The sequence below is a fragment of the Providencia sp. PROV129 genome (assembly GCF_028482245.1).
Lineage (GTDB): Bacteria > Pseudomonadota > Gammaproteobacteria > Enterobacterales > Enterobacteriaceae > Providencia > Providencia vermicola.
Map to the genome: position 1 here is coordinate 1 of NZ_JAMPQD010000015.1, position 22295 is coordinate 22295.

At 43.0% G+C, this 22295-nt stretch carries 20 protein-coding genes and 2 pseudogenes; 14 read left to right on the plus strand and 8 right to left on the minus strand.

The genetic code is table 11. The annotated features are described in order from the left end of the window. Positions 1-540, minus strand: a pseudogene (locus PSF27_RS10790) (signal recognition particle-docking protein FtsY); the annotation flags it as partial. Between the two features lie 275 nt (positions 541-815). Between PSF27_RS10790 and rsmD the strand changes: the two are divergent. Further along, positions 816-1397: a 16S rRNA (guanine(966)-N(2))-methyltransferase gene (gene rsmD, locus PSF27_RS10795; RefSeq protein WP_272574005.1), complete on the plus strand. Its 582-nt coding sequence runs from the start codon at positions 816-818 to the stop codon at positions 1395-1397. Positions 1398-1406: 9 nt separating this feature from the next. Further along, on the plus strand, positions 1407-1703 hold the full coding sequence (locus PSF27_RS10800) for a DUF1145 family protein (RefSeq protein WP_206083495.1): 297 nt from the start codon (positions 1407-1409) through the stop codon (positions 1701-1703). 1 nt (position 1704) lies between these two features. On the opposite strand, the gene PSF27_RS10805 is transcribed toward PSF27_RS10800, so the two are convergent. Continuing rightward, complete coding sequence (locus PSF27_RS10805; RefSeq protein ID WP_206083494.1) at positions 1705-2055, minus strand: DUF2500 family protein; 351 nt, start codon at positions 2053-2055, stop codon at positions 1705-1707. A 122-nt stretch (positions 2056-2177) separates the two neighbouring features. Here PSF27_RS10805 and PSF27_RS10810 point away from each other — a divergent pair, with 122 nt between their 5' ends. The 3 genes and pseudogenes from PSF27_RS10810 to PSF27_RS10820 all read left to right on the plus strand — a co-directional run. Beyond that, complete coding sequence (locus PSF27_RS10810) at positions 2178-2807, plus strand: lysoplasmalogenase (protein ID WP_206083493.1); 630 nt, start codon at positions 2178-2180, stop codon at positions 2805-2807. A 155-nt stretch (positions 2808-2962) separates the two neighbouring features. Next, on the plus strand, positions 2963-5365 hold the full coding sequence (locus PSF27_RS10815) for a zinc/cadmium/mercury/lead-transporting ATPase (RefSeq protein WP_206083492.1): 2403 nt from the start codon (positions 2963-2965) through the stop codon (positions 5363-5365). A 190-nt stretch (positions 5366-5555) separates the two neighbouring features. Then, a pseudogene (locus PSF27_RS10820) lies at positions 5556-6166 on the plus strand (Rpn family recombination-promoting nuclease/putative transposase); the annotation flags it as partial. Here the strand turns inward: PSF27_RS10820 and tusA are convergent. Next, on the minus strand, positions 6167-6421 hold the full coding sequence (gene tusA / locus PSF27_RS10825; protein ID WP_206083491.1) for a sulfurtransferase TusA: 255 nt from the start codon (positions 6419-6421) through the stop codon (positions 6167-6169). A 166-nt stretch (positions 6422-6587) separates the two neighbouring features. Here tusA and PSF27_RS10830 point away from each other — a divergent pair, with 166 nt between their 5' ends. Continuing rightward, on the plus strand, positions 6588-7256 hold the full coding sequence (locus tag PSF27_RS10830) for a 7-cyano-7-deazaguanine/7-aminomethyl-7-deazaguanine transporter (RefSeq protein ID WP_206083490.1): 669 nt from the start codon (positions 6588-6590) through the stop codon (positions 7254-7256). Between the two features lie 86 nt (positions 7257-7342). Here PSF27_RS10830 and glpC read toward each other — a convergent pair whose 3' ends face one another. From glpC to glpA, 3 genes are read right to left on the minus strand one after another with little or no spacing between them, the layout of a single operon-like run. Continuing rightward, positions 7343-8536, minus strand: a complete 1194-nt coding sequence (glpC, locus tag PSF27_RS10835; RefSeq protein WP_206083489.1) for an anaerobic glycerol-3-phosphate dehydrogenase subunit GlpC — start codon at positions 8534-8536, stop codon at positions 7343-7345. Next, complete coding sequence (gene glpB / locus PSF27_RS10840; RefSeq protein WP_206083488.1) at positions 8533-9828, minus strand: glycerol-3-phosphate dehydrogenase subunit GlpB; 1296 nt, start codon at positions 9826-9828, stop codon at positions 8533-8535. Before glpB ends, glpC begins: the two co-directional genes overlap by 4 nt. Further along, positions 9818-11473 (minus strand): anaerobic glycerol-3-phosphate dehydrogenase subunit A, encoded by a 1656-nt coding sequence (glpA, locus tag PSF27_RS10845; protein ID WP_272681442.1) that lies wholly within the window; start codon positions 11471-11473, stop codon positions 9818-9820. Before glpA ends, glpB begins: the two co-directional genes overlap by 11 nt. Before the next feature lie 438 nt (positions 11474-11911). On the opposite strand from glpA, the gene glpT reads away from it, so the two are divergent. Both glpT and glpQ read left to right on the plus strand, forming a co-directional pair. Next, positions 11912-13261, plus strand: a complete 1350-nt coding sequence (gene glpT, locus PSF27_RS10850; RefSeq protein WP_206083486.1) for a glycerol-3-phosphate transporter — start codon at positions 11912-11914, stop codon at positions 13259-13261. A 92-nt stretch (positions 13262-13353) separates the two neighbouring features. Then, entirely contained in the window at positions 13354-14427 is a 1074-nt protein-coding gene (gene glpQ, locus PSF27_RS10855) for a glycerophosphodiester phosphodiesterase (RefSeq protein WP_206083485.1), read from the plus strand. 72 nt (positions 14428-14499) lie between these two features. Here the strand turns inward: glpQ and epmA are convergent, their stop codons facing one another. Then, positions 14500-15477, minus strand: a complete 978-nt coding sequence (epmA, locus tag PSF27_RS10860; protein WP_206083484.1) for an elongation factor P--(R)-beta-lysine ligase — start codon at positions 15475-15477, stop codon at positions 14500-14502. An 833-nt stretch (positions 15478-16310) separates the two neighbouring features. Between epmA and frdA the strand changes: the two genes are divergently transcribed. The 5 genes from frdA to PSF27_RS21060 all read left to right on the plus strand — a co-directional run bounded on the left by frdA (position 16311) and on the right by PSF27_RS21060 (position 20332). Next, positions 16311-18107: a fumarate reductase (quinol) flavoprotein subunit gene (frdA, locus tag PSF27_RS10865; RefSeq protein ID WP_272681443.1), complete on the plus strand. Its 1797-nt coding sequence runs from the start codon at positions 16311-16313 to the stop codon at positions 18105-18107. Then, positions 18100-18834 (plus strand): succinate dehydrogenase/fumarate reductase iron-sulfur subunit, encoded by a 735-nt coding sequence (locus PSF27_RS10870; RefSeq protein ID WP_004258616.1) that lies wholly within the window; start codon positions 18100-18102, stop codon positions 18832-18834. The genes frdA and PSF27_RS10870 overlap by 8 nt, the downstream gene beginning before the upstream one ends. Before the next feature lie 14 nt (positions 18835-18848). Further along, complete coding sequence (gene frdC / locus PSF27_RS10875; protein ID WP_004258617.1) at positions 18849-19244, plus strand: fumarate reductase subunit FrdC; 396 nt, start codon at positions 18849-18851, stop codon at positions 19242-19244. A gap of 15 nt (positions 19245-19259) precedes the next feature. Further along, entirely contained in the window at positions 19260-19613 is a 354-nt protein-coding gene (frdD, locus tag PSF27_RS10880; RefSeq protein ID WP_004258620.1) for a fumarate reductase subunit FrdD, read from the plus strand. A gap of 320 nt (positions 19614-19933) precedes the next feature. After that, positions 19934-20332, plus strand: a complete 399-nt coding sequence (locus tag PSF27_RS21060) for a hypothetical protein (RefSeq protein WP_272681444.1) — start codon at positions 19934-19936, stop codon at positions 20330-20332. Between the two features lie 60 nt (positions 20333-20392). Here the strand turns inward: PSF27_RS21060 and tetR are convergent, their stop codons facing one another. Further along, the gene (gene tetR / locus PSF27_RS10890; RefSeq protein ID WP_272681445.1) at positions 20393-21004 is read right to left on the minus strand and encodes a tetracycline resistance transcriptional repressor TetR; all 612 of its coding nucleotides are present in this window, start codon (positions 21002-21004) and stop codon (positions 20393-20395) included. A gap of 80 nt (positions 21005-21084) precedes the next feature. Between tetR and tet the strand changes: the two genes are divergently transcribed. Then, positions 21085-22287: a Tet(A)/Tet(B)/Tet(C) family tetracycline efflux MFS transporter gene (gene tet / locus PSF27_RS10895; RefSeq protein ID WP_272681446.1), complete on the plus strand. Its 1203-nt coding sequence runs from the start codon at positions 21085-21087 to the stop codon at positions 22285-22287. Positions 22288-22295 lie beyond the last annotated feature (8 nt).

Sequence of the window (22295 nt, forward strand, 5' to 3'; positions counted from 1 at the left end):
TTGCAGTTCACGTTCAGCTTTGTCCTCTGCTGCTTTAATCGCGGCCAAATCGGCTTGACGTTGCTGCTCTGCTGCGTCTTCTGCGGCCTTGACCGCAGCCAATTCAGCTTCACGCTGACGCTCTAACTCTTCTTCAGCAAGGCGTTGAGCCGCTTCTTCTTGGCGATCACGCTCTGCCTTTTCTTCAGCTAAACGCGCTTCTTCTGCTGCAAAACGCTCACGTTCTGCTTGCTCTTGCGCAGCTTGGATCGCCTCTAGCTGAGCCTTACGTTCAAGTTCTGCTTGTTCTGTTGCGGCTTCTATTGCGGCTTGTTGCGCTTCATACTGGCGCTCAGCTTCATCCTCTGCTGCTTTAATCGCAGCTTGCTCCGCTTGGTATTGACGTTCTGCTTCTGAGGCAGCGGCATCTTCTACAGGGTGTTGATTTTCAACCTCATTTGCAGCTTCTTCCTGCTGAGCTTGTTGTTTTTGAGTCTCTTCTTCATCTTTACGACCAAAACCTAGCCATGAAAAAAAGCCTTTTTTCTTGTCTTTAGCCATCTGCCACTACACTCCTCGCGGTAAAAATATGGCGCTCGATAATCAAATCGCAATCAAATTACATGCAGTCTATCATTTCATCGCCTCGCAACACATATCTGAAAGAAAAATCCTGACAATTTAATCGGAATTTTTATGTTAAAACTGTGAAAACGACACGCTATAATCGAAATTCAGCCAATTGGGGATAACAACACTGCAACTTATCGCCTGACAGGTATACAATGGTAACAATCATTTTTAAGTACACAATTAGCTAAGTAGCAATACATATTATGGCAAGAAAACCACAATCAGCCCCTTTAGGGCAAATTCGTATTATTGGTGGGAAGTGGCGTGGTAGAAAGTTACCAGTCCGTGATAGTGAGGGCTTACGTCCAACTACAGACCGCATCAAAGAAACATTATTTAATTGGTTAATGCCAGTTATTCGTGATGCGCGCTGCCTTGATTGCTTTGCAGGAAGTGGCTCACTCGGTTTTGAGGCGCTTTCACGTTTTGCGCAAAACGTCACATTTATTGAGCTGGATAAACAAAACTCACAATTGCTCACTGAAAATAAAGCGCGTTTACAGGCAGAGGATGCAACCGTTATTAATAACAGTAGCCTGACCGTATTAAGCCAACAGGGAAGCCCTTTTGACGTGGTATTTATTGACCCTCCATTTCGTAAAGGCTTGCTCACTGAAACAATTCAATTACTCGAAAAAAACCAATGGTTAGCAGACGAAAGCTGGATATACGTAGAGTCAGAAGCGGAGTCACCACTTACTGACCTTCCAGCAAACTGGCAGCTTCATCGTGAAAAAATTGCGGGCCAAGTTGCCTATCGCTTATTTATTCGAACCTCACTTTAGGAAAAAAGTATGTTAATTAACGTTGGTCGCCTGCTTATGATTTGCGTTTGGGGTTTTATGGTATTCAACTTGATCCACCCATTCCCTAAGCCATTGAAATATTTTATGGATATCGCAATGGTCTTTATGATTTTCATGCATGCATTGCAAACCATTTTCCTAAAAGCCACATTACCTAAAGGCGAAAAAATTTCAGGTTTAGTGCAAACTCGCATCTTTTTCTTTGGGGTATTCGAAATGTTAGCGATGCAGAAAAAAACCAAGGCTGCCTTAGACGAAGCGAAAAAAAAACAATCAGGGCAATAAGTTAATTTGGCTCAAAACGGATAAAACGCGTTCCTTGTAGAGTGAGTTTACCTTCTCGACCTAACTCAACACCGCGATATTGTTCTTCTGTTACAATAGATTTAATCACTTCGCCACTGGATAACGTTTTAAAATAAATCTCGTAGCGAAAAGTTTCAGGGGAAACCACATCACGTTCTCGGGAACGCATATTGGGATAAGGATAATCTTTTTTGTTATCTACTTTTACTAAGTAACTAACAGGTAAGGAATTATCGTTGATTTCATTTTGCTTGCGTTGGTCAAAAAAACGTTTAGTCGCAAGCACGGCAATGATTGCAATAACGATAATCAATAATATTGGTTTATTCATAATTTGTGCATTTCGCTTAAAAAGTTCCTAACTATAGTTTATCTTATTTGTAGAAACAGAACACGTTATCTCAGTGAGCGACCCTTTGTCGTTTCATTTATTGAACTTATAAGGATATGTGTATGATTAGTTGGCCATTTCTTGCAGTGCTTTTTTCTGGCTGGTTATATGTCGATGCGGCCTATCGCGGTCCAGGATGGCAACGTTGGTTATTCCGCCCTATCACGCTGTTATTGTTACTTTTTTGGGGCTGGAGTTCCGATGATTTAAATCTACAAAATTACCTTATTCTTGGTGGGTTGTTGGTTTCACTGATTGCAGATCTCTCACGAATGTTTTCAAGTGAGCACTTACTAACTTCTGTCACCCTCATGTTCCTTAGCTACCTGATTTACACGATTAGCTTTGGTATGCAATTAAACTTTGGTTTATTTTTGCCTTGGTTAGCCGCGCCTCTCATTATTGCTGCTATCACACTTGTTCTTATTTGGGGCAAGTTAGAAAACCTACAAGCCATTGTTTTTGCTTCTTTAATCATGTGTATGATTATGGCTTGGGTCGCTGGCGATCAATATTTTGGCCTTGGGCGTGAATATAACTTCTCCATAATGGTGGGGGCATCGCTGCTTTTCTTATCTAACTGCGTGTGGTTAATTGCCCATTTTCGCTTACCATTCAAAGCCTCAAAAGCGGTTGTTGCTGCATTATATTTCCTTGGACAATTCTTTATTGTCCGCGCAATTTATTTATAACGCCTCCTGCAATAAGTGCCAATTGATAAAAAATGCTATTTGAGAATTTTATCAGTTGGCTTCCCTCTTTTCGTTTGACTCTGGAGTAGACTCCAGAGTGTAGACTTATCAACAATCAGTGATGGAACTCATTATAGTTGGATAAGGGGGCGCTTATGCACTCACACTCTCATAAAGAAAATCATACACATACAAGCTCTTGCTGTTCAAGCACAAGTGCATGTTCATCCACTGTGCCACAAAAAAGTACACTGGCGAGTAATGACTCACATGTTCATGAGCATAGCGACGTCAAAAAACACCCTGATGACGATGAGGAATCCCACCGACACAGTGGTGGATGTCACTCAGATCACAACCATGGAGAGCATTCCCATGGGGCTCACGAGCACCAACATAGTGGTAGTTGTGGAGTAACAGCAAACACCACTGATGAAGTTGAACCTTTGCAAGCCGCTGGGCAGCGTTTTAGCTGGATTATCCGTGGGATGGATTGCCCAAGCTGCGCCAATAAAATTGAAAATGCTGTTGGCCAAATCGGCGACGTCAAACAAGCCAAGGTCTTGTTTGCTACTGAAAAATTAGTGGTTGATGCAAATACTAACATCAGTGCAGCGGTTCGTTCTACCGTAGAAGCTGCTGGCTATGAATTACTCGAAGTCGGTAGTAATAACGCGGCGGCTATTGCACCACCACAAAGCTTACTGAGCGAAGCTAAGCCAGTCATTATCTTAGCAATATTGATGGCAATCAGCTGGGGAATTGAAGCATTTAGCCCGAAAATCGGGAACATCGCCTTTATTTTAACCACCTTATATGGGTTATACCCTATCGCGAGTAAGTCATTACGTTTAATTCGAACGGGCACCCCTTTTGCTATCGAAACATTGATGACCGTTGCCGCTGTAGGGGCAATTTTTATTCAAGCTACAGAAGAAGCCGCTATGGTTATCTTACTGTTTATGCTAGGAGAAATGCTCGAGTCCTATTCGGCAGGTCGAGCTCGTCGCGGGGTCAGCGCATTAATGGCTCTGGTTCCAGAAGATGCAATTCTCATTAAAGATGGGCAAAAAACCACAGTTCCTGTTGCACAACTGCGCCCTGGGGACATTATTGAAGTCGCACCAGGCGGGCGTTTACCAACGGATGCCGTGTTAGTTTCAGGTTTTGCGAGCTTTGATGAAAGTGCACTAACAGGGGAATCCGTTCCTGTTGAACGCAACGCAGGTGAAAAAGTCGCAGCAGGTTGCTTATCCGTTGACCGTGCAGTGCAAATGAAAGTGGTTTCAGAGCAAGGCCAGAACGCGATTGACCGTATTTTGCAGCTGATTGAAGAAGCAGAAGAACGCCGTGCACCTATTGAGCGCTTTATCGACCGCTTCAGCCGTATTTATACGCCGATTATCATGTTAATTTCAGCGTTAGTGATTATTATCCCACCAATTTTCTTTTCTGCACCTTGGGAAACATGGATCTACCGCGGTTTAACATTACTCTTAATTGGTTGTCCATGTGCGCTTGTGATATCAACGCCTGCGGCAATAACCTCAGCCCTTGCAACAGCAACACGTCGCGGTGCATTGATTAAGGGTGGCGCAGCACTTGAACAACTCGGTACCATCACCACTATCGCATTAGATAAAACAGGTACGCTGACGGAAGGTAAACCCCACGTCACTAACTTGGTTCCTGTTGATGGAATGACCGAAAGTGAATTAGTCCAAATCACAGCATCTGTTGAAGTTGGCTCACACCACCCATTGGCAAAAGCAGTGGTAAATAAAGCAGAAGAGCTCTCTTTAGCTGTAACTGAAGCACAAGACCGTAAAGCGCTTGCAGGAAAAGGTGTCGAAGGGTTCCTGAATAATAAGCACATACTAGTCAGTGCACCGAATCGCTTAGAGACGCCATTAGAAAATGAATGGCAAAGCAAAGTTGAAGCATTGGAAGCTGAAGGTAAAACGGTCGTTGTCACATTGGAAGATAACCGAGTTATTGGTTTAACTGCGCTACAAGACACATTACGCACAGATGCCACTGATGCGATGAGCATGCTCAAAGCGCTCAATGTCAATGCCGTCATGTTAACGGGGGATAACCCGCGTGCTGCGGGAGCAATTGCAGGCCAATTAGGTATGGAGTTCCGTGCGGGTTTACTACCAGAAGATAAAGTCACCGCAGTTATGGAGCTGAACCGTAACCATAGCACCATGATGGTCGGTGATGGCATTAACGATGCCCCTGCAATGAAAGCGTCGAGCATTGGTGTGGCAATGGGTAGTGGTACTGACGTTGCGTTAGAAACCGCGGATGCCGCTTTAACTCATAACCGTTTAACGGGCTTACCAGAAATTATTGCGCTATCCCGTGCAACGCGGAAAATTATCCGTGAAAACATCACGATAGCGCTTGGGCTAAAAGGCGTATTTTTAGTCACAAGTTTACTCGGGATCACTGGACTTTGGGTAGCAGTGCTTGCGGACTCTGGTGCAACCGCACTTGTAACCGCGAATGCTGTACGGTTACTTCGAGTAAAATTACCTCAAGTGAAAAAGTAGTGTTTCATCAACTAAGCAAAGCGCCCAATGTGGCGCTTTTTTTTTCGAATCACAACTTAATATAATCAATTATTACAATTAGTTAATTACCATCTCATCCGTAATTTTAGGACAAATTTTTTATCCGTGAGTCCGAAAGTTGCGTAAAATTACCCACGTAAGCAAGCTATCTGTTAAGTGGGAAATCAATATGGTAAAACAGCGTGATTCAACACCCCATGACGCCGCCTTTAAAGGGTTTATGTCTAAAGTAGATAATGCGCGTGACTTTTTTGATATCCACCTTCCCACCCATATTAAGCAATTATGCCATTTCGACACATTAGCGATAACCAACACATTTTTTATTGATAAACAGCTGTATTCGCGTTTCTCAGATGTCTTGTATACCGTCGAAACACAGCAAGGTGATGGGTATATTTATATGTTAGTTGAGCACCAATCATCGCCAGATAAGCTAATGGGATGGCGGTTGATGTATTACGCTTTTTAGTCATGAATCAACATCTACAACAAGGCAATAAAGACTTACCGTTAGTTGTACCTGTATTATTTTACCACGGAAAAGTGAGCCCTTATCCATATGCTCAACCTTGGACACATTACTTTCATTGGCCAGATGTTGCATCAGATTTATATAGCAAAACATTTCCCATTGTTGATATCACGGTTATTGACGATGAACTCGTCAATCATCGCAAAGTTGCCGTCATGGAGCTTGCGATGAAACACAAGGACTTACGCGATGAATTTCAACGGGTTGTTCCCTTGTTGGCTCAAGCGCTCAACCAGCACTATAACCTATAATCCGCTGGCTTTTTTACGTAACAAATAACGGTAAGGGGCGCTTTCAGCTTCAACCGCCAGCAAGTCATGCTCCATAAAACGGCAAAAACCGGGAATATCACGGGTCGTTGCAGGGTCATCGGCAATAACCAGTAATGTCTCGCCTTCGGCCATATTCCGAACCGTTTTACGCACTAACATCACGGGCTCTGGGCAGCGTAAGCCTAGTGTATCAAGGGTTTTGGTTGCATTATTAAATAAATCAGACATATAAACGACTTCTTAAAAGAATCAATGGATTGATTATATAATAAAATGCGCGTTGATGAATGAACAGTTTTGCTTTTGTTGCGCAACAGGCGTATGATGCGCTACTCCCGATTTAGGGATGAATATCATGGGTTCCCTCACCCCATTGCGACTAAAAAGGTACAATATGTTTGATTTTACTCCGCAGCAAAAAGCCACTGCGTTAATTTGGCTATCTTTATTTCATATTTTAATTATTACATCCAGTAACTACCTTGTGCAGTTGCCGATTAATATTTTCGGCTTCCATACCACTTGGGGCGCGTTTACCTTTCCCTTTATCTTTTTGGCCACTGACTTAACCGTCCGTATCTATGGTGCACCGCTTGCTCGGCGAATTATTACGGCAGTCATGTTGCCTGCACTGCTGATTTCCTATGTTATTTCTGCGCTATTTTTTCAAGGTGAATGGCAAGGTTTTACTGCGCTCTCTGAGTTTAATATATTCGTTGCGCGTATTGCTGCCGCAAGTTTTATGGCATATGTACTGGGTCAAATATTAGATGTCAGCGTTTTCAATAAATTACGTCAAAATGCACGCTGGTATGTTGCACCTGCTTGCGCCATGTTTTTTGGTAATTTAATTGATACCATCGCTTTCTTCTTTATCGCCTTTTTCCGCAGTAGTGACCCATTTATGGCGGCAAACTGGGTGGAAATCGCGTTAGTCGATTACGTCTTTAAGTTACTTATTTGTATGCTCTTTTTCTTACCTGCTTATGGCGTTTTACTGAATTTCATCTTGAAATACTTCTTTGCAAATTCAGAAAAAAAACAATTAATTCGTCAACATTAAGCATAAAAAAGGAGATAGCGAAATGCTATCTCCAACTGGGTTAAACTCAGCTAAAACAAAGAATAACAACCCTACAATTCAGTTAACTATAATGCTTTTGCTAAGAGTGAAATTGGGTGCTCACATTTCTTACTTGTGGACATCTCAATTTGCCATTTACAGGTTTCACAGTCTGTGATGACCATATCAGCCCCACTTTCCTCTATCTGGCGGAATAGCCCTGCACCAATGCCTTGTGAAACTTCATAATTCTCTTTCTTAAACCCGTAAGTCCCTGCAATACCACAGCACTGGGAATCAAGTACTATTAACTCAACACCAGGCACGCGTTTTATTAACTCTAGCGTATAAGATGTCCAACCCATTTTTTCCATGTGGCATGGAGTATGGTAGGCGACTTTTAATGGTGTGTGTTTCAACTTAAGCTCTCGCCCCTGCTCTAAAAGACGGTAAATATAACGCGTTGCCAGCTCGATATTGTCACGCATTTCTGAGGTATCTACATCCAATACATGGGTATATTCATCACGGATTGTAAATGTACACGTCGACGATGTTGCGACCACAGGTATATGTTTTTCTAAGATCGTTTCTTGGAGTGATTCTAAGTTAACGTTAGCTTGGCGTTTCGCTTGTTTCATAAAACCGTTAGCAATCAATGCAACACCACAGCATTTTTCACGTTTAAGCAGTTGCACACCAATATTCATCCCATTAAAGACTTTAATTAAGTCTTTCCCTAACTGCGGGTGATTATAATTGACATAGCAACCATGGAAAAACGCAACCTGCTCTTCAAATTTAGCTTGTTCTGCCGCTTGCTTAGAATACCAACGACGGAATGTCCCAAATGAATATTTAGGCAATTCACGGCGATGGTCTATTTTTAACGCCTTATCCAAAATTTGGCGAACAGGTTTTAACCCTGTAATAGTATTTACCACGGGAGCAAATGGCGTAGAAAGTGAGCCCATTAAATCCGTATGGCTGAGGATTGCATCGCGGATTTTCGGTTTTTGCTGGCTATAGGTATTTCTTGCACGGGCAATAATATCGCCAATTTTTACATCCGATGGGCAAGCAACTTCACAACGTTTACAGTTAGTACAATATTTAAGAGCTTCATCATAGAGCATCGGGTCTTTTAAGCGTAAACGCTCACCGTCTGGCCCCGCTTGTTTTGGGCCCGGATACAATGGATTCACTTTCGCGACGGGGCAATATGTCGTGCACACCGTGCATTTAATACAGCTTTCAAAGCTTGCATCTTGAATACTCATTGTGCCACCTCCACCTGCATCGCTTTGTTTTTACTCACTTCATTAATGATTTCATTCGCGGCAAATAATGCGCTAATCATTGAAACCCCCGCACCGCAGCCTTGGGTTAATGGGTCAAAGCCACCAAGTACCGCTCCTGCAACATACAGGTTTTCAATCGCTTTTCCCGCTTTTTGAGCCCGCAGATTTTCATCTGTTTTCACACCAAAGGCCATATAAGGTTGGGAAGCAAAAAACTCTTGATTGGTCCATTTCGCACGTTCTGAAATTTCACACAAATCTAAATTCATCAGCGGTTCATACACACGGTCAAACTCAGCGACTAAACCATTATTAAAGAAGCTCCCCGTTGCCAACACAAAATGTTTAGCCTTGAGCGAAATATCCCCGTGATTACGAGTCTGCACAGATTCAATACGGCCTTCTGAATGATTTACCGATGTCACTTTGTCCCCTGGCATGACAATCCCACCTTGGCGACGAAATTGACGTAATAGCATCTCATGCAGGCGAATACCTAATAATGAAGGTGGTAAAGTGGGTAATAAATACAGTTGCTTACCTAATCGTTTCTGTAATTCCAACATTGGCTGTTCGCTGTCCAGCCCTATACAAGCAGGCATAAAAACAGCTTCGGCATCAGCAATTAATGGCGAAATCTCCCCAACGATTTGGTCCATGTTTTCGGGTCTGTCGAGCCAACGAGCGACATTAATCGCTCTAAACTCACTTGGGTTTTCGCGCAGTCGGTCAAGTAGAGGCAAATGCACATAATGAGCACTTGCCTGTATTCCTTCTCGTTGTAACTCATCGGCTACCATTTGTGGCTGAAAATCCAAGAACCCTTCAATACCGACAACGGCAATTTTGCTGACATCCATTTTTTGATGTAAGCCAATGGTAGGGACTGACTCAGGGCTCAGCCACGTCATGCGTTTATGGCCTAACGGCGTGATGCGATAATGATTTTCTTCGCAAGAACCTTTTAAGCGAATTCCCGTTTGCTGCAAGATGGATTCTGCCATTCTAGCCAGCTCAGTCACTTGATTTTCCCCCATCAAACTATAGGGGTGAAAAGGTGCTTGCGATTTTAACTCACTAAGCATTGTCAGTGGTTTTTCTGCAATTTGGCCATCAGGTAAATGCGTTAATAAATCCAATGAACCCGATGAAAAATGCAGCGCATTTTGCCCAGCACTCACCATCGCACAAGATAGACCAGACTGGGTTAGGCGAATACCGCAAAGCAGCCCCGCGAGGCCACCTCCCATCACAACCACATCATATTTCATTATCCGCCTCCTTCTGAGATGCTTTGCCTAATGTGGCTTCATTCATCCCACATAACCCATGATAAACCCAACTGGTAAACTCGCTTTCGCGCAATGCATCCCCCCAAGCGATGGGGCGAACGCCCTTCCAACGCTCATTGAGAAAATGACCAAGTTGCTGCTCAGTTTCATGCGGTGTCGTGACATTAAACCGATTGAGTAAACCTGCCGCTCGACAAGCACACAACTCTCCTTGGCAAGTTCCCATCCCAACGCGGGTACGGCGACGTAAATCCAATAAATTGTTTACAGTGAGCGAATTGACGGCATAACGTACTTCTCCTGCCGTTACAGCTTCACATTCGCACACTAAACTTTTATCTAAACGATCGGTACTTAAAATAGCGGAAGCACGGTCACCGTGACGGTAAACTGCAGAACCACGAATTGGTGCAGGTATAGAAACCACGTTGCGCAAGGCTTCTTCCGCGCTGTGTTGAGAACCTGGCAGTGCAGCTTCAGCCGTTGTACATTTTGCTGAATGACCGAGTTTTTCACAGACTTTATCCGTTGCCCATTCTGCCATCAGTCGATAAGTCATTAATTTACCGCCTGTAATGGTGATAAAGCCTTCCATCCCATCGCGTTTCGCATGGTCTAAAAGCACTATTCCACGGCTCACATTTCGCCCTGAAGGGTCATCATCGCTAGCTACTAAGGGACGAACGCCTGCATAGGCGCGTAAAATGCGCGTTGTCGCCAATGCGGGTGATAACATCGAACCTTCACGAATAAGAATATCAACCTCTTCTGGGGTGACATACATATTGTCGATTTGGTCATATTCAATGTGTGTGGAAGTCGTTCCAATCAGCGAAATTGTATCGCCAGGCACTAAAATGTCCGCATCCGCAGGCTTACGGCAGCGGTTGATCACCATGTTATTTAGCCGATGACCTAAAATGAGCAATGCCCCTTTTGCAGGGAACATTTTAATTTTTAACTCACCGTATTCGGCAATTTTTTGTCCCCAGATCCCGCCTGCGTTAACGACAATTTCTGCGTAAATGTCATACTGTTTTTTTGCCTGATGGTCGTAAACTGTCACACCGCGAACAGTATCACTATCGCGAATAAGGCCAATAACCTCATGGTAAGTCAGTACTTTTGCACCATGTTCTCTGGCATCTAACATATTTGCAGCCGTTAAGCGGAATGGGTCTACGGTGCCATCGGGCACGCGAACCGCACCAATTAATGCGGGGTTAACTGATGGCTCAAGACGGATAGCTTCTGCAGGGTCAATGGCATTAGCGTCAATACCTGCACTTTGGCAAGCCGTGATAAATTTCTGCTGATAATCGAGGCTATCTTCAGGCAATGTAATAAACAAACCATCCGTTCGCTCAATACAATGATGAGCAATTCGCTTTAAGATTTTGTTCTCTTCAATACATTCTCTGGCAGATTCACCGTCGGTAACTGCATAACGTGCACCACTATGAAGTAATCCATGGTTACGCCCTGTTGCACCAGTCGCAATGTCATGCCTTTCGAGTAAAACGGTTCTTAAACCTCGGCGAGCACAGTCACGAGCGACTCCTGCACCTGTTGCGCCACCACCGATAATGATGACATCCGTTTCAGTCACAGATGAGCCATTCATGTCACATTCCTCACATTAATAAATAATTTCTATAATCGATAAGTATAGATTCTATTTTTATAATCTATTATTAAATATAGACCAGAAACGTGCTCAATGTTTGATAAGGAACAAAAACGAAAGCGATCTGTACATTTTTAGGGTTAAAAAGAACAGAATCGTGATGAAAATCACAAAATAATTAACATTTCTAGTTCCATTCCATTCACAAATGTCATTTACTATGCAACTTCATAAACAAAATCAATAATTGTGCGTTGGATTACAGATAAATTGTTTTTTAATGACTACAATTTAGAGCAATTAAGAAAATAAAAGCTCTTAAATTACTCGATTGTTTTCGTTTTTGTTACTTCACCAATAATAAACACTCAATCTTTCTCAGCACCGAGAAGCGATCAAGTGTAAATAAATATTAGCATGCCATCGGAGGCGTATATGTTAAGCATTTTTAAACCAGCACCTCATATAGAGAGGCTGCCAGCTGATAAGATAGACCCCGTCTATCGTAAGCTTCGTTGGCAGATCTTCATGGGTATTTTCTTTGGTTACGCAGCGTATTATCTCGTCCGAAAGAACTTTGCCTTAGCAATGCCATACCTTGTTGAGCAAGGGTTTTCTAAAGGTGACTTAGGTTTCGCCTTATCAGGAATTTCAATTGCTTACGGTTTTTCTAAATTTATCATGGGGTCATTCTCTGACCGCGCGAACCCTCGTTACTTCCTACCTGCTGGTTTGATACTAGCCTCCGCAGTGATGTTGATCATGGGCTTCGTGCCATGGGCGACATCGAGCATAATGGTAATGTTCGTATTACTGTTCCTTTGTGGTTGGTTCCAAGGTATGGGTTGGCCTCCTTGTGGACGTACCATGGTTCACTGGTGGTCACAAAAAGAACGTGGTGGTATCGTTTCGGTTTGGAACTGTGCACACAACGTCGGTGGTGGTATCCCGCCATTACTATTTATGTTAGGTATGGCATGGTTTAACGACTGGAAAGCCGCACTGTATATGCCTGCATTGGCTGCTATCCTCGTTGCAATCATTGCATTTGCGTTAATGCGCGATACCCCGCAATCTTGTGGTCTTCCTCCAATTGAAGAGTACAAAAACGACTATCCAACAGACTATAAAGCATCTGATGAACAAGAGTTGACTGCAAAAGAAATCTTCATGAAGTATGTTTTCCCGAACAAACTGTTATGGATGATTGCGATTGCTAACGTATTCGTATACTTATTACGTTATGGTGTTCTTGACTGGTCACCAACTTATCTGCGTGAAGTGAAACACTTCGCAATGGATAAATCTTCATGGGCTTACTTCTTATATGAATACGCTGGTATCCCAGGCACACTATTATGTGGTTGGATGTCGGATAAAGTGTTCCGCGGTAACCGTGGCGCAACAGGTGTATTCTTCATGGTTCTTGTCACCATCGCGACTATCGTGTTCTGGATGAACCCAGCAGGTAACCCAAATATCGATATGGCCTGTATGTTAATCATCGGTTTCTTAATCTATGGCCCTGTCATGCTAATTGGCTTGCACGCCCTTGAACTTGCACCGAAAAAAGCAGCAGGTACTGCGGCTGGCTTTACGGGCCTATTCGGCTACCTCGGTGGTTCAGTAGCTGCAAGTGCTATCGTTGGTTATACCGTTGACTACTTCGGTTGGGACGGTGGTTTCGCTGTGATGATTGGTGGTTCAGCCCTTGCTGTTGTTCTGCTGTTTATCGTTATGATTAGCGAAAGCAAACACAAACGCGAATTAGCGAACTCTCAATAAACATTTCGTTTATGAATAAACGCTAAACCTGAGGGCTATATCATAATGATATAGCCTTTTTTTTATCCAAAAAGTGCCAAGGAGATATAATCATGAGCTTTCCATTAAAAACGTTGGTGGCAAGTATGGTTTTAGTGATGTCAGTGTCCGCAGCCGCGCAAGCGACAAACAAGGTGGTCATTGCCCATCGTGGTGCAAGTGGTTACTTACCTGAACACACCTTACCCGCTAAAGCGATGGCTTATGCACAAGGTGCAGATTTTCTAGAACAAGATTTAGTGATGACGAAAGATAATGAGCTGGTTGTGCTACATGACCATTATCTTGACCGCGTAACAGATGTGGCTGAGCGATTCCCCGATCGCGCACGAAAAGATGGCCGTTATTATGCGATTGACTTTACGCTGCCAGAAATTAAATCCCTGAAGTTTACAGAAGGGTTCGATATTGTTGATGGTAAGAAAGTCCAAAGCTATCCGAACCGTTTCCCTATGGGTAAATCTGATTTCCGTGTTCACACCTTCCAAGAAGAAATTGAGTTTGTTCAAGGCTTGAACAAATCAACGGGCAAAAATATTGGTATTTATCCAGAAATTAAAGCGCCTTGGTTCCACCAGCAAGAAGGCAAAGATATTACCAAGAAAACCCTAGAGGTGTTAAAAGCGTATGGTTACACAGATAAAGACTCGAATGTTTATCTGCAATCTTTTGATCCCAATGATCTAAAACGCATCAAAAACACATTAATGCCTGAAATGGGGATGAACCTTAAATTAGTTCAATTGATTGCCTATACCGATTGGGAAGAAACACAAGAGAAGAAACCAGATGGAACATGGGTAAACTATAATTACGATTGGATGATGAAACCAGGTGCGATGAAAGAAATTGCAACTTATGCAGATGGTATTGGCCCTGATTATCATATGTTAATTAATGAAGATTCCACTCCAAATAATATCAAAGTGAATGGTATGGTAAAAGAAGCCCACGAAAACAACATGGCGGTTCACCCATTCACTATTCGTGTCGATAAACTACCTAAATATGCCAAAGATGGGCAACAGCTTTATGACATCATATACAACCAGGCCGATGTTGATGGTGCCTTTACCGACTTCCCTGATCTAGGGGTTAAGTTCTTAGAGCAACAGAAGCAGAAATAATCGCTTCCGTGCCAAAAACAATAATGCAGCCATTTGGCTGCATTATATAACGAGCTATAAGCTTGATAAGCGTTATGCAATCGTGACAGGAAAAGCAATCACATCACTGATCCTTTCAGCATTTAACGCAATCATAATCAAGCGATCAACCCCGACAGCAACACCCGAGCAATCAGGCAATCCATGTTCTAATGCCGCTAATAAATGTTCATCAATCGGTTGAACAGATAGCCCCATCGCTGCACGCTTACGGTTATCTTGTTCAAAACGTTGGCGCTGTTCGCTCGCATCCGTCAATTCATGGAAGCCATTAGCCAACTCCATACCTTTATAATACACTTCAAAACGTTCTGCGACGCGATGGTCTTCAGTGCTAATCACCGCTAAAGAGGCTTGAGTTGCAGGGAAGTGATACACAACAGCGGGCTTTTCTTTACCAATATGTGGCTCAACTCCCATCGTAAACAGCAGCTGTAAAAGCGTATCTTTATCTTCTTCATGAGCAGCTATATTGCTTAAATCAAGGCGTGCCGCCACTTCGCGCAGTTCACTTTTTTCTGCGGATAACGGGTCGATATCTAAATGGCGTAAAAAAGCCTGTTGGTAGGAAAGAAGCTCTGCACTTTCACATTCCAGCACTTGTTGCAATAAGTCATCCACCTCATTAATTAAGCGATACATATCAAAGTGTGGGCGATACCACTCCAGCATCGTAAATTCTGGATTGTGGTGCCTACCCGCTTCTTCATTACGAAAGCTTTTGCCAAGCTGATATATCGGCCCACTGCCAGCAGCAAGTAAGCGTTTCATATGGTATTCAGGACTGGTCATCAAGTAAAGATTGATGCCTTGCGCAGCGCCTGGGCCCACAAAACGTGTTTCAAATGGCACTAGGTGAAAGTCAGTCACAGTAGCCTGACTCATTGCGGGGGTTTCGACCTCTAGTACACAGCGATCAGTAAAAAAACGTCTGATTTCAGCAATAATTTTTGCACGCTGTAACAGGTTAGCGATGGGGGCGGTTGGCTGCCAATTCGCTATATCACTCATTAAGATGACTCCAAAATAAACTTAGTCGTGCAGTGTACTCACCTCTCGGACGACGCACAATGCATTCGTATGCTTAAAAGCACATTTATCTAGTGCAAAACACCATCAAGAAATAATCAGGCTTCTTCATACTAAGGGTGAGTAAAGATGGCATGATTATCCTCGGCTTTACTCGATTAAGCAAACCTTTACAGATAACGGGGCTTTTACCTAAAAATAACGTCGTAAGGTCATGTTAAACGTCTGGGTTTATGCGAGGGAAAACATGATTATTACTTATATTATGTGACAAAGCTGTTAACAAAAAAATGAAACAATTCGCTTTCTCAATACGTTAAAATAGAGAAATTAAAAAATAAAAAAGTGTATTTAAATAAAGAGTGAAGCAAGTCCCAATTTAATATTCGAGATGAATTAAAATCTTCACAGCAAATAACAGTATTATCCTCTTACTTTGAATAAAATCCGACTAGTTTACTTGGTTTTTAATCCTGCCTTTTTATGTAAAAATAATGATAATCATTTGAAATTTCTTTTTATTCATTCTTAACACGCTAAAAATACTCTCATTGTAAAAACATTTTATAAAAAGATGACCCACCTCACATTTCGTGGGTAAATTCACCCAAAACCCCCCTCTATATCAAATTTATCTCTTGGACTATTCGTTATAATTCACAGCACGATAAGTCATTATTAGCTATTATATTATTTACTATTAAAAAAGAGAGATTTGACAATTTGACATTAGGTTGAATTGAAAATGACCTAGCTAATTATCAAAAGTATTTAAAAGAATTTATCAATTTACACTTGAACAATGGAGAAGCGCAGTGCAAACCTTCAATGCCGATTTAGCGATTATCGGGGCCGGGGGCGCAGGCTTACGTGCAGCGATTGCTGCCGCTGAAGCAAATCCCAATATCAAGATTGCTCTGGTCTCAAAAGTATACCCAATGCGTAGCCACACCGTGGCAGCAGAGGGAGGATCAGCCGCAGTTACTCAGGCTCATGACTCCTATGACTATCATTTTAATGATACTGTCGCAGGTGGGGATTGGCTGTGTGAGCAAGATGTCGTCGATTATTTCGTCGAACATTGCCCAACAGAGATGACCCAACTCGAATTATGGGGTTGCCCGTGGAGCCGTAAACCAGATGGTTCAGTTAACGTTCGCCGCTTCGGTGGGATGAAAATTGAGCGTACATGGTTCGCTGCCGATAAAACCGGCTTCCACATGCTCCATACACTCTTCCAGACATCATTAAAATACCCTCAAATTCAACGTTTTGATGAGCATTTTGTTCTCGATATCATTGTTGATGAAGGTCAAGCTCGTGGACTCGTTGCACTTAACATGATGGAAGGTACGAAAGTTCAAATTCGTGCAAATGCGATCGTGATGGCGACGGGTGGTGCAGGCCGTGTTTATCGTTATAACACCAATGGTGGTATTGTAACTGGTGATGGTATGGGTATGGCATTCCGCCATGGCGTACCACTGCGCGATATGGAATTTGTTCAATATCACCCAACTGGATTACCAGGTTCAGGTATCTTAATGACCGAAGGTTGTCGTGGTGAAGGTGGTATTCTGGTTAACAAAGATGGCTACCGTTACCTGCAAGACTACGGAATGGGCCCTGAGACACCACTTGGTAAACCAGAAAACAAGTATATGGAACTCGGTCCTCGTGACAAAGTTTCTCAAGCTTTCTGGCACGAATGGCGTGCAGGACGCACCATTAGCACACACCGTGGTGATGTTGTGTATCTGGATCTTCGCCATCTGGGGGCAGAAAAACTCCATGAGCGTTTACCGTTCATTTGTGAATTAGCGAAAGCTTACGTGGGCGTTGACCCAGTAACAGACCCAATTCCTGTCCGTCCAACCGCTCACTACACCATGGGTGGTATCGAAACAGATCAACGCACTGAAACACGCATTAAAGGCCTATTTGCAGTGGGTGAGTGTTCTTCTGTTGGCTTGCACGGTGCAAACCGTTTAGGTTCTAACTCATTAGCTGAATTAGTTGTATTTGGCCGCTTAGCAGGTGAAGAAGCAGCACGCCACGCAGCAGAAGCGACACCAGCTAATGCAAGTGCGATTGAAGCACGTACCAAAGATATCGAAAATGACCTGCAAAAACTCATGAACCAAAAAGGGAAAGAGAGCTGGTCGAAAATTCGTGACGAAATGGGTATGTCAATGGAAGAAGGCTGCGGTATCTACCGTACCCCTGAATTAATGCAAAAAACCGTTGATAAGATTGCTGAACTGAAAGAACGTTTCAAACACGTCGAAATTACCGACCATAGCAGCGTCTTTAACACTGACCTACTGTACACCATTGAATTAGGCTTTGGCCTTGATGTGGCAGAATGTATGGCTCACTCTGCTATCAATCGTAAAGAATCCCGTGGTGCACACCAACGTCTCGACGAAGGCTGTACTGAACGTGATGATGTGAATTTCCTTAAACATACTTTGGCATTCTATAACCCTGAGGGCTCCCCTCGTTTAGAATACAGTGATGTGAAAATCACGAAATCTCAGCCAGCTAAACGTGTTTACGGTGCCGAAGCTGAAGCTCAAGATAAGGCAAAGAAGGAGCAAGCTAATGGATGATATGAAACACCTAAAAATGGAGATCATGCGTTACAATCCGGAAACGGATAGTGAGCCCCATTTGGTGACGTATGATGTCCCTTACGACGAGCAAACTTCTTTGTTAGATGCATTAGGCTATATCAAAGATAACCTCGCTCCAGACCTGTCTTACCGTTGGTCTTGTCGTATGGCGATTTGTGGTTCTTGCGGTATGATGGTCGATAAAGTGCCTAAACTGGCGTGTAAAACATTCCTGCGTGAATACCCGCAAGGTATGAAAGTTGAGCCATTAGGTAACTTCCCAATCGAGCGCGACCTTGTTGTCGATATGACCCACTTTATTGAGCGTTTAGAAGCCATCAAACCGTACATCATCGGTAATGATCGTAAACCTTCTGAGGGTCCAAATAAACAAACGCCTGCACAGATGGCCAAATACCATCAGTTCTCAGGCTGTATCAACTGTGGTCTGTGCTATGCAGCTTGCCCACAGTTTGGACTGAACCCAGAGTTCATCGGCCCAGCAGCAATCACATTGGCAGAGCGCTACAATTTAGATAACCGAGACCATGGTGCGAAAGAGCGCATGACCTTATTAAACGGGGACAATGGTGTTTGGAGCTGTACGTTTGTAGGCTACTGTTCTGAAGTCTGTCCTAAGCATGTCGACCCTGCTGGCGCTATTCAGCAAGGAAAAGTTGCCAGCGCGCAAGACTTTGTTATCGCCATGCTGAAGCCACGATAAGGAGAATTGAAGTCATGACTACGAAACGTAAACCCTATGTCAGAGAAATGAAGGGCGACTGGTGGCAAAAGCTGGGTTTCTACCGCTTTTACATCATGCGTGAAAGTACCTCAGTCCTTCAGGTCTGGTTCAGTATTTTAGTCCTGTATGGGGTATTTGCGCTAAAAAGCGGTCCTGAATCATGGGCTGGCTTTGTTGGGTTCTTAAGTAACCCAATCATTCTTATCATTAACATTATTACACTGGCTGCTACATTGCTGCACACCACAACGTGGTTCAACCTTGCACCAAAGGCCGTCAGTATTATTGTGAAAGATAAGAAAATGTCTGATGAGCCTATCGTTAAAGGCTTCTGGGCTCTCACGATTGTTGTTACCGCAGCAATCTTAGCTATCGCATTGTTATTTTAATCTAAGGAGAATCTGATGAATCTAACGCCTAAACGTTCCGATGAGCCGATTTTCTGGGGATTATTTGGTGCAGGTGGTATGTGGAGCGCCGTAATTGGCCCTGCTATCATCATTCTGTTAGGAATTTTAATTCCACTGGGTGTTGCACCAGAAATGCTGAGCTATGAGCGTATTATGGCATTTAGCCAAAGCTTTATCGGCCGTGTATTCTTACTACTGATGATTATCCTGCCTGTTTGGTGTGGGATGCACCGTATTCACCACACACTGCATGATTTTAAAATCCATGTCCCTGCGACAAAATGGGTTTTCTATGGTGGCTCAGCAATCATTAGTGTCATTGCAATTATTGGAGTTTTCACTCTGTAATTACAAAATTAAGTAAACCTAAATACCCCATTGTCATCGGTAATGGGGTATTTTTTTATCTAATCAAACCATTTCATATGACGAATGAATATATCTGCTAATTTAATTAAATAAAACTAACTGTTTTTATTACGCTATTTGGCACATTTAAAACAATTTAAAGACGAATATTTAGCGTACAAAACACATTCAGATTAACCTGAAATTTCACTGATCTCGCACTTGCTATGATAAGCTCTGATAAATAAAAATTACCCAATAGATATCAAGATATTAAACAATTATTTAATTTAAATTATTCATGGTAAGAGACAATTAACATGACGCTTAAATCCCTTATGTTTTCACTTGTTATTTCTAGCAGTTTTATATTACCCGCTCAAGCAGATTCATTTACGGTGAGAGAAAAACAAGCTAACCAAATGCCCACAGAAAAAGAGCTGTATGATGACTGTATAAAATCAAGTACATATAATTATTTACCTAATCTAGGGGAATCCCAGTCATCAGTTGAGAAAAAACGAGCCAAAATAAAAGCCTCCGCTGAGAAAAAATGTAAATGTGCAGCCCCGCGTGAATATAAACTTCTAAAAAATGTGATAGGCAGTGATCTTGACGCTTTTGTAGCAAAAATGCAGGCCGATGAACAGCTTGCGATGACAACGGCCAAAAAGCTGATGGAGCAGAAACGCCAAATTGAAAAACAATGCGCTAAATAACGTTAGTCCCTCGCACAACCCGTTAGCTAAGCCAACGTTCGTTGTGCGAATGACTCACCATCAGCCCACCATTTGCCGTTCAAAGCCTTGGATCAACGACTCTAAACCAAACAAAAATGCTTCTGTTCCATCATCGTTATCCATAATTTGTATGGCCTCTTGAAGCAATGGCGGCATCCCGTCGTCTAATTTGGCATCTCGTTCATCTTGAGCGGCGAGATGCTCTTGCTGTTCTAGTACCGAACCTAATGTAAAGTGCCCCACGGCACTGATTGCATATAACCCATTTTTTAACGAAAAACCGTTATCGACCATAAACTGTAATTGTTTTTCCACCGTGGCATATTGGTCAGTGCTAGGACGTGTGCCTAAATGTACCTTTGCCCCATCACGGTAGCTGAGTAAGGCACGACGAAAACTTAGCGCATTATTTCGCAAAAATTCCTGCCATGTCTCACTGTCTTTTGGCAATGGGTGGTCATGATGGCGCTTTAGCATTTCAACGGATAATTCATCCAACAAAGCCCGCTTATTTTTCACATGCCAGTACAACGTTGGCTGCTCTACACCAAGCTTTTGAGCTAACTTTCGTGTTGTTACCCCTTCCATCCCCACTTCATTTAGTAAGTCTAATGCAGCGGTAATAATGGTCTCTTTGTTTAATCGCGCCATGAGCATCTCCTTATTTTTTCATTGACACTCTATCACTGATAGGGGTATATTCCAAATCTATCACTGATAGAGAAAAAACCATGAATAAATTTGCGATTACCGCATTAACGATCACCGCCCTTGATGCGATGGGGATCGGGTTGATCATGCCAGTTTTACCAGCCTTACTCCGTGAATATGTCTCCATAGAACACTTGGCAAATCATTACGGCATCTTGTTGGCTTTATATGCCATCATGCAGGTCTTTTTTGCTCCAATACTTGGCAAATGGTCTGATAAATTCGGCCGCAGACCCATCTTGTTGGTCTCCCTTGCAGGGGCAGCGCTGGACTACACTTTGTTGGCTTTATCCAGTTCACTATGGATGCTGTATTTAGGCCGCCTAATTTCAGGGATCACCAGTGCAACAGGTGCGGTCGCCGCTTCTGTTATTGCCGACCATACACTGCCACAACAACGTACCAAGTGGTTTGGTCGTTTAGGGGCTGCGTTTGGCGTGGGTTTAATCGCTGGCCCTGCAATTGGCGGTTTTGCTGGGCAGTTATCTCCTCACTTGCCTTTTGTGATTGCGGCGGTCTTAAATGCATGCTCTTTTGTGGTGATTTGGGTTATTTTTAAAGATCAACGTAAGACCGCCGTACAGGATGATCAGCATGAAGATCAACCGTCGCCAATTCCCTTTATGCAAATAATAAAACCAATCATCCTGCTGCTTTTCGTCTTTTTTATGGCACAGCTCATTGGGCAGATCCCTGCCACTACTTGGGTATTATTTACCGAAAGCCGCTTTCAATGGGGCAGTATGGAAGTCGGATTATCTTTAGCGGGGCTTGGCGTGATGCATGCACTATTTCAAGCATTCGTTGCAGGGGCAATTGCTAAGAAATTTAATGAAAAAACAACGATTTTGGTGGGATTCGTTGTCGATGGCAGTGCATTTTTGATCTTATCATTTATCTCAGAAGGTTGGATGATTTACCCAACGCTAATCCTGCTTGCGGGGGGAAGTATCGCGCTTCCTGCTCTTCAAGGGCTAATGTCTACTCAGGTAAACCAAGAAAATCAAGGCAAACTGCAAGGTGTTCTCGTCAGTTTAACCAATGCCACAGGGGTCATTGGCCCATTATTATTTAGTGTTATTTTTGGCCAAACACTGACGATGTGGGATGGCTGGGTATGGGTGATTGGCGCGATAATGTATGTTTTCTTGATCGTATTTATTTTATCTTTTTATCGAAGTAGCAGACAGGCAGTTAAAATAGTGACACGACTGGCAAGCTAAATTTTAGC

Excerpts from the sequence above, each read along its gene's own strand:
- rsmD (WP_272574005.1), top strand. The coding sequence starts at position 816 with ATGGCAAGAAAACCACAATCAGCCCCTTTAGGGCAAATTCGTATTATT.
- PSF27_RS10800 (WP_206083495.1), top strand. The coding sequence starts at position 1,407 with ATGTTAATTAACGTTGGTCGCCTGCTTATGATTTGCGTTTGGGGTTTT.
- PSF27_RS10805 (WP_206083494.1), bottom strand. The coding sequence starts at position 2,055 with ATGAATAAACCAATATTATTGATTATCGTTATTGCAATCATTGCCGTG.
- PSF27_RS10810 (WP_206083493.1), top strand. The coding sequence starts at position 2,178 with ATGATTAGTTGGCCATTTCTTGCAGTGCTTTTTTCTGGCTGGTTATAT.
- PSF27_RS10815 (WP_206083492.1), top strand. The coding sequence starts at position 2,963 with ATGCACTCACACTCTCATAAAGAAAATCATACACATACAAGCTCTTGC.
- tusA (WP_206083491.1), bottom strand. The coding sequence starts at position 6,421 with ATGTCTGATTTATTTAATAATGCAACCAAAACCCTTGATACACTAGGC.
- PSF27_RS10830 (WP_206083490.1), top strand. The coding sequence starts at position 6,588 with ATGTTTGATTTTACTCCGCAGCAAAAAGCCACTGCGTTAATTTGGCTA.
- glpC (WP_206083489.1), bottom strand. The coding sequence starts at position 8,536 with ATGAGTATTCAAGATGCAAGCTTTGAAAGCTGTATTAAATGCACGGTG.
- glpB (WP_206083488.1), bottom strand. The coding sequence starts at position 9,828 with ATGAAATATGATGTGGTTGTGATGGGAGGTGGCCTCGCGGGGCTGCTT.
- glpA (WP_272681442.1), bottom strand. The coding sequence starts at position 11,473 with ATGAATGGCTCATCTGTGACTGAAACGGATGTCATCATTATCGGTGGT.
- glpT (WP_206083486.1), top strand. The coding sequence starts at position 11,912 with ATGTTAAGCATTTTTAAACCAGCACCTCATATAGAGAGGCTGCCAGCT.
- glpQ (WP_206083485.1), top strand. The coding sequence starts at position 13,354 with ATGAGCTTTCCATTAAAAACGTTGGTGGCAAGTATGGTTTTAGTGATG.
- epmA (WP_206083484.1), bottom strand. The coding sequence starts at position 15,477 with ATGAGTGATATAGCGAATTGGCAGCCAACCGCCCCCATCGCTAACCTG.
- PSF27_RS10870 (WP_004258616.1), top strand. The coding sequence starts at position 18,100 with ATGGATGATATGAAACACCTAAAAATGGAGATCATGCGTTACAATCCG.
- frdC (WP_004258617.1), top strand. The coding sequence starts at position 18,849 with ATGACTACGAAACGTAAACCCTATGTCAGAGAAATGAAGGGCGACTGG.
- frdD (WP_004258620.1), top strand. The coding sequence starts at position 19,260 with ATGAATCTAACGCCTAAACGTTCCGATGAGCCGATTTTCTGGGGATTA.
- PSF27_RS21060 (WP_272681444.1), top strand. The coding sequence starts at position 19,934 with ATGACGCTTAAATCCCTTATGTTTTCACTTGTTATTTCTAGCAGTTTT.
- tetR (WP_272681445.1), bottom strand. The coding sequence starts at position 21,004 with ATGGCGCGATTAAACAAAGAGACCATTATTACCGCTGCATTAGACTTA.
- tet (WP_272681446.1), top strand. The coding sequence starts at position 21,085 with ATGAATAAATTTGCGATTACCGCATTAACGATCACCGCCCTTGATGCG.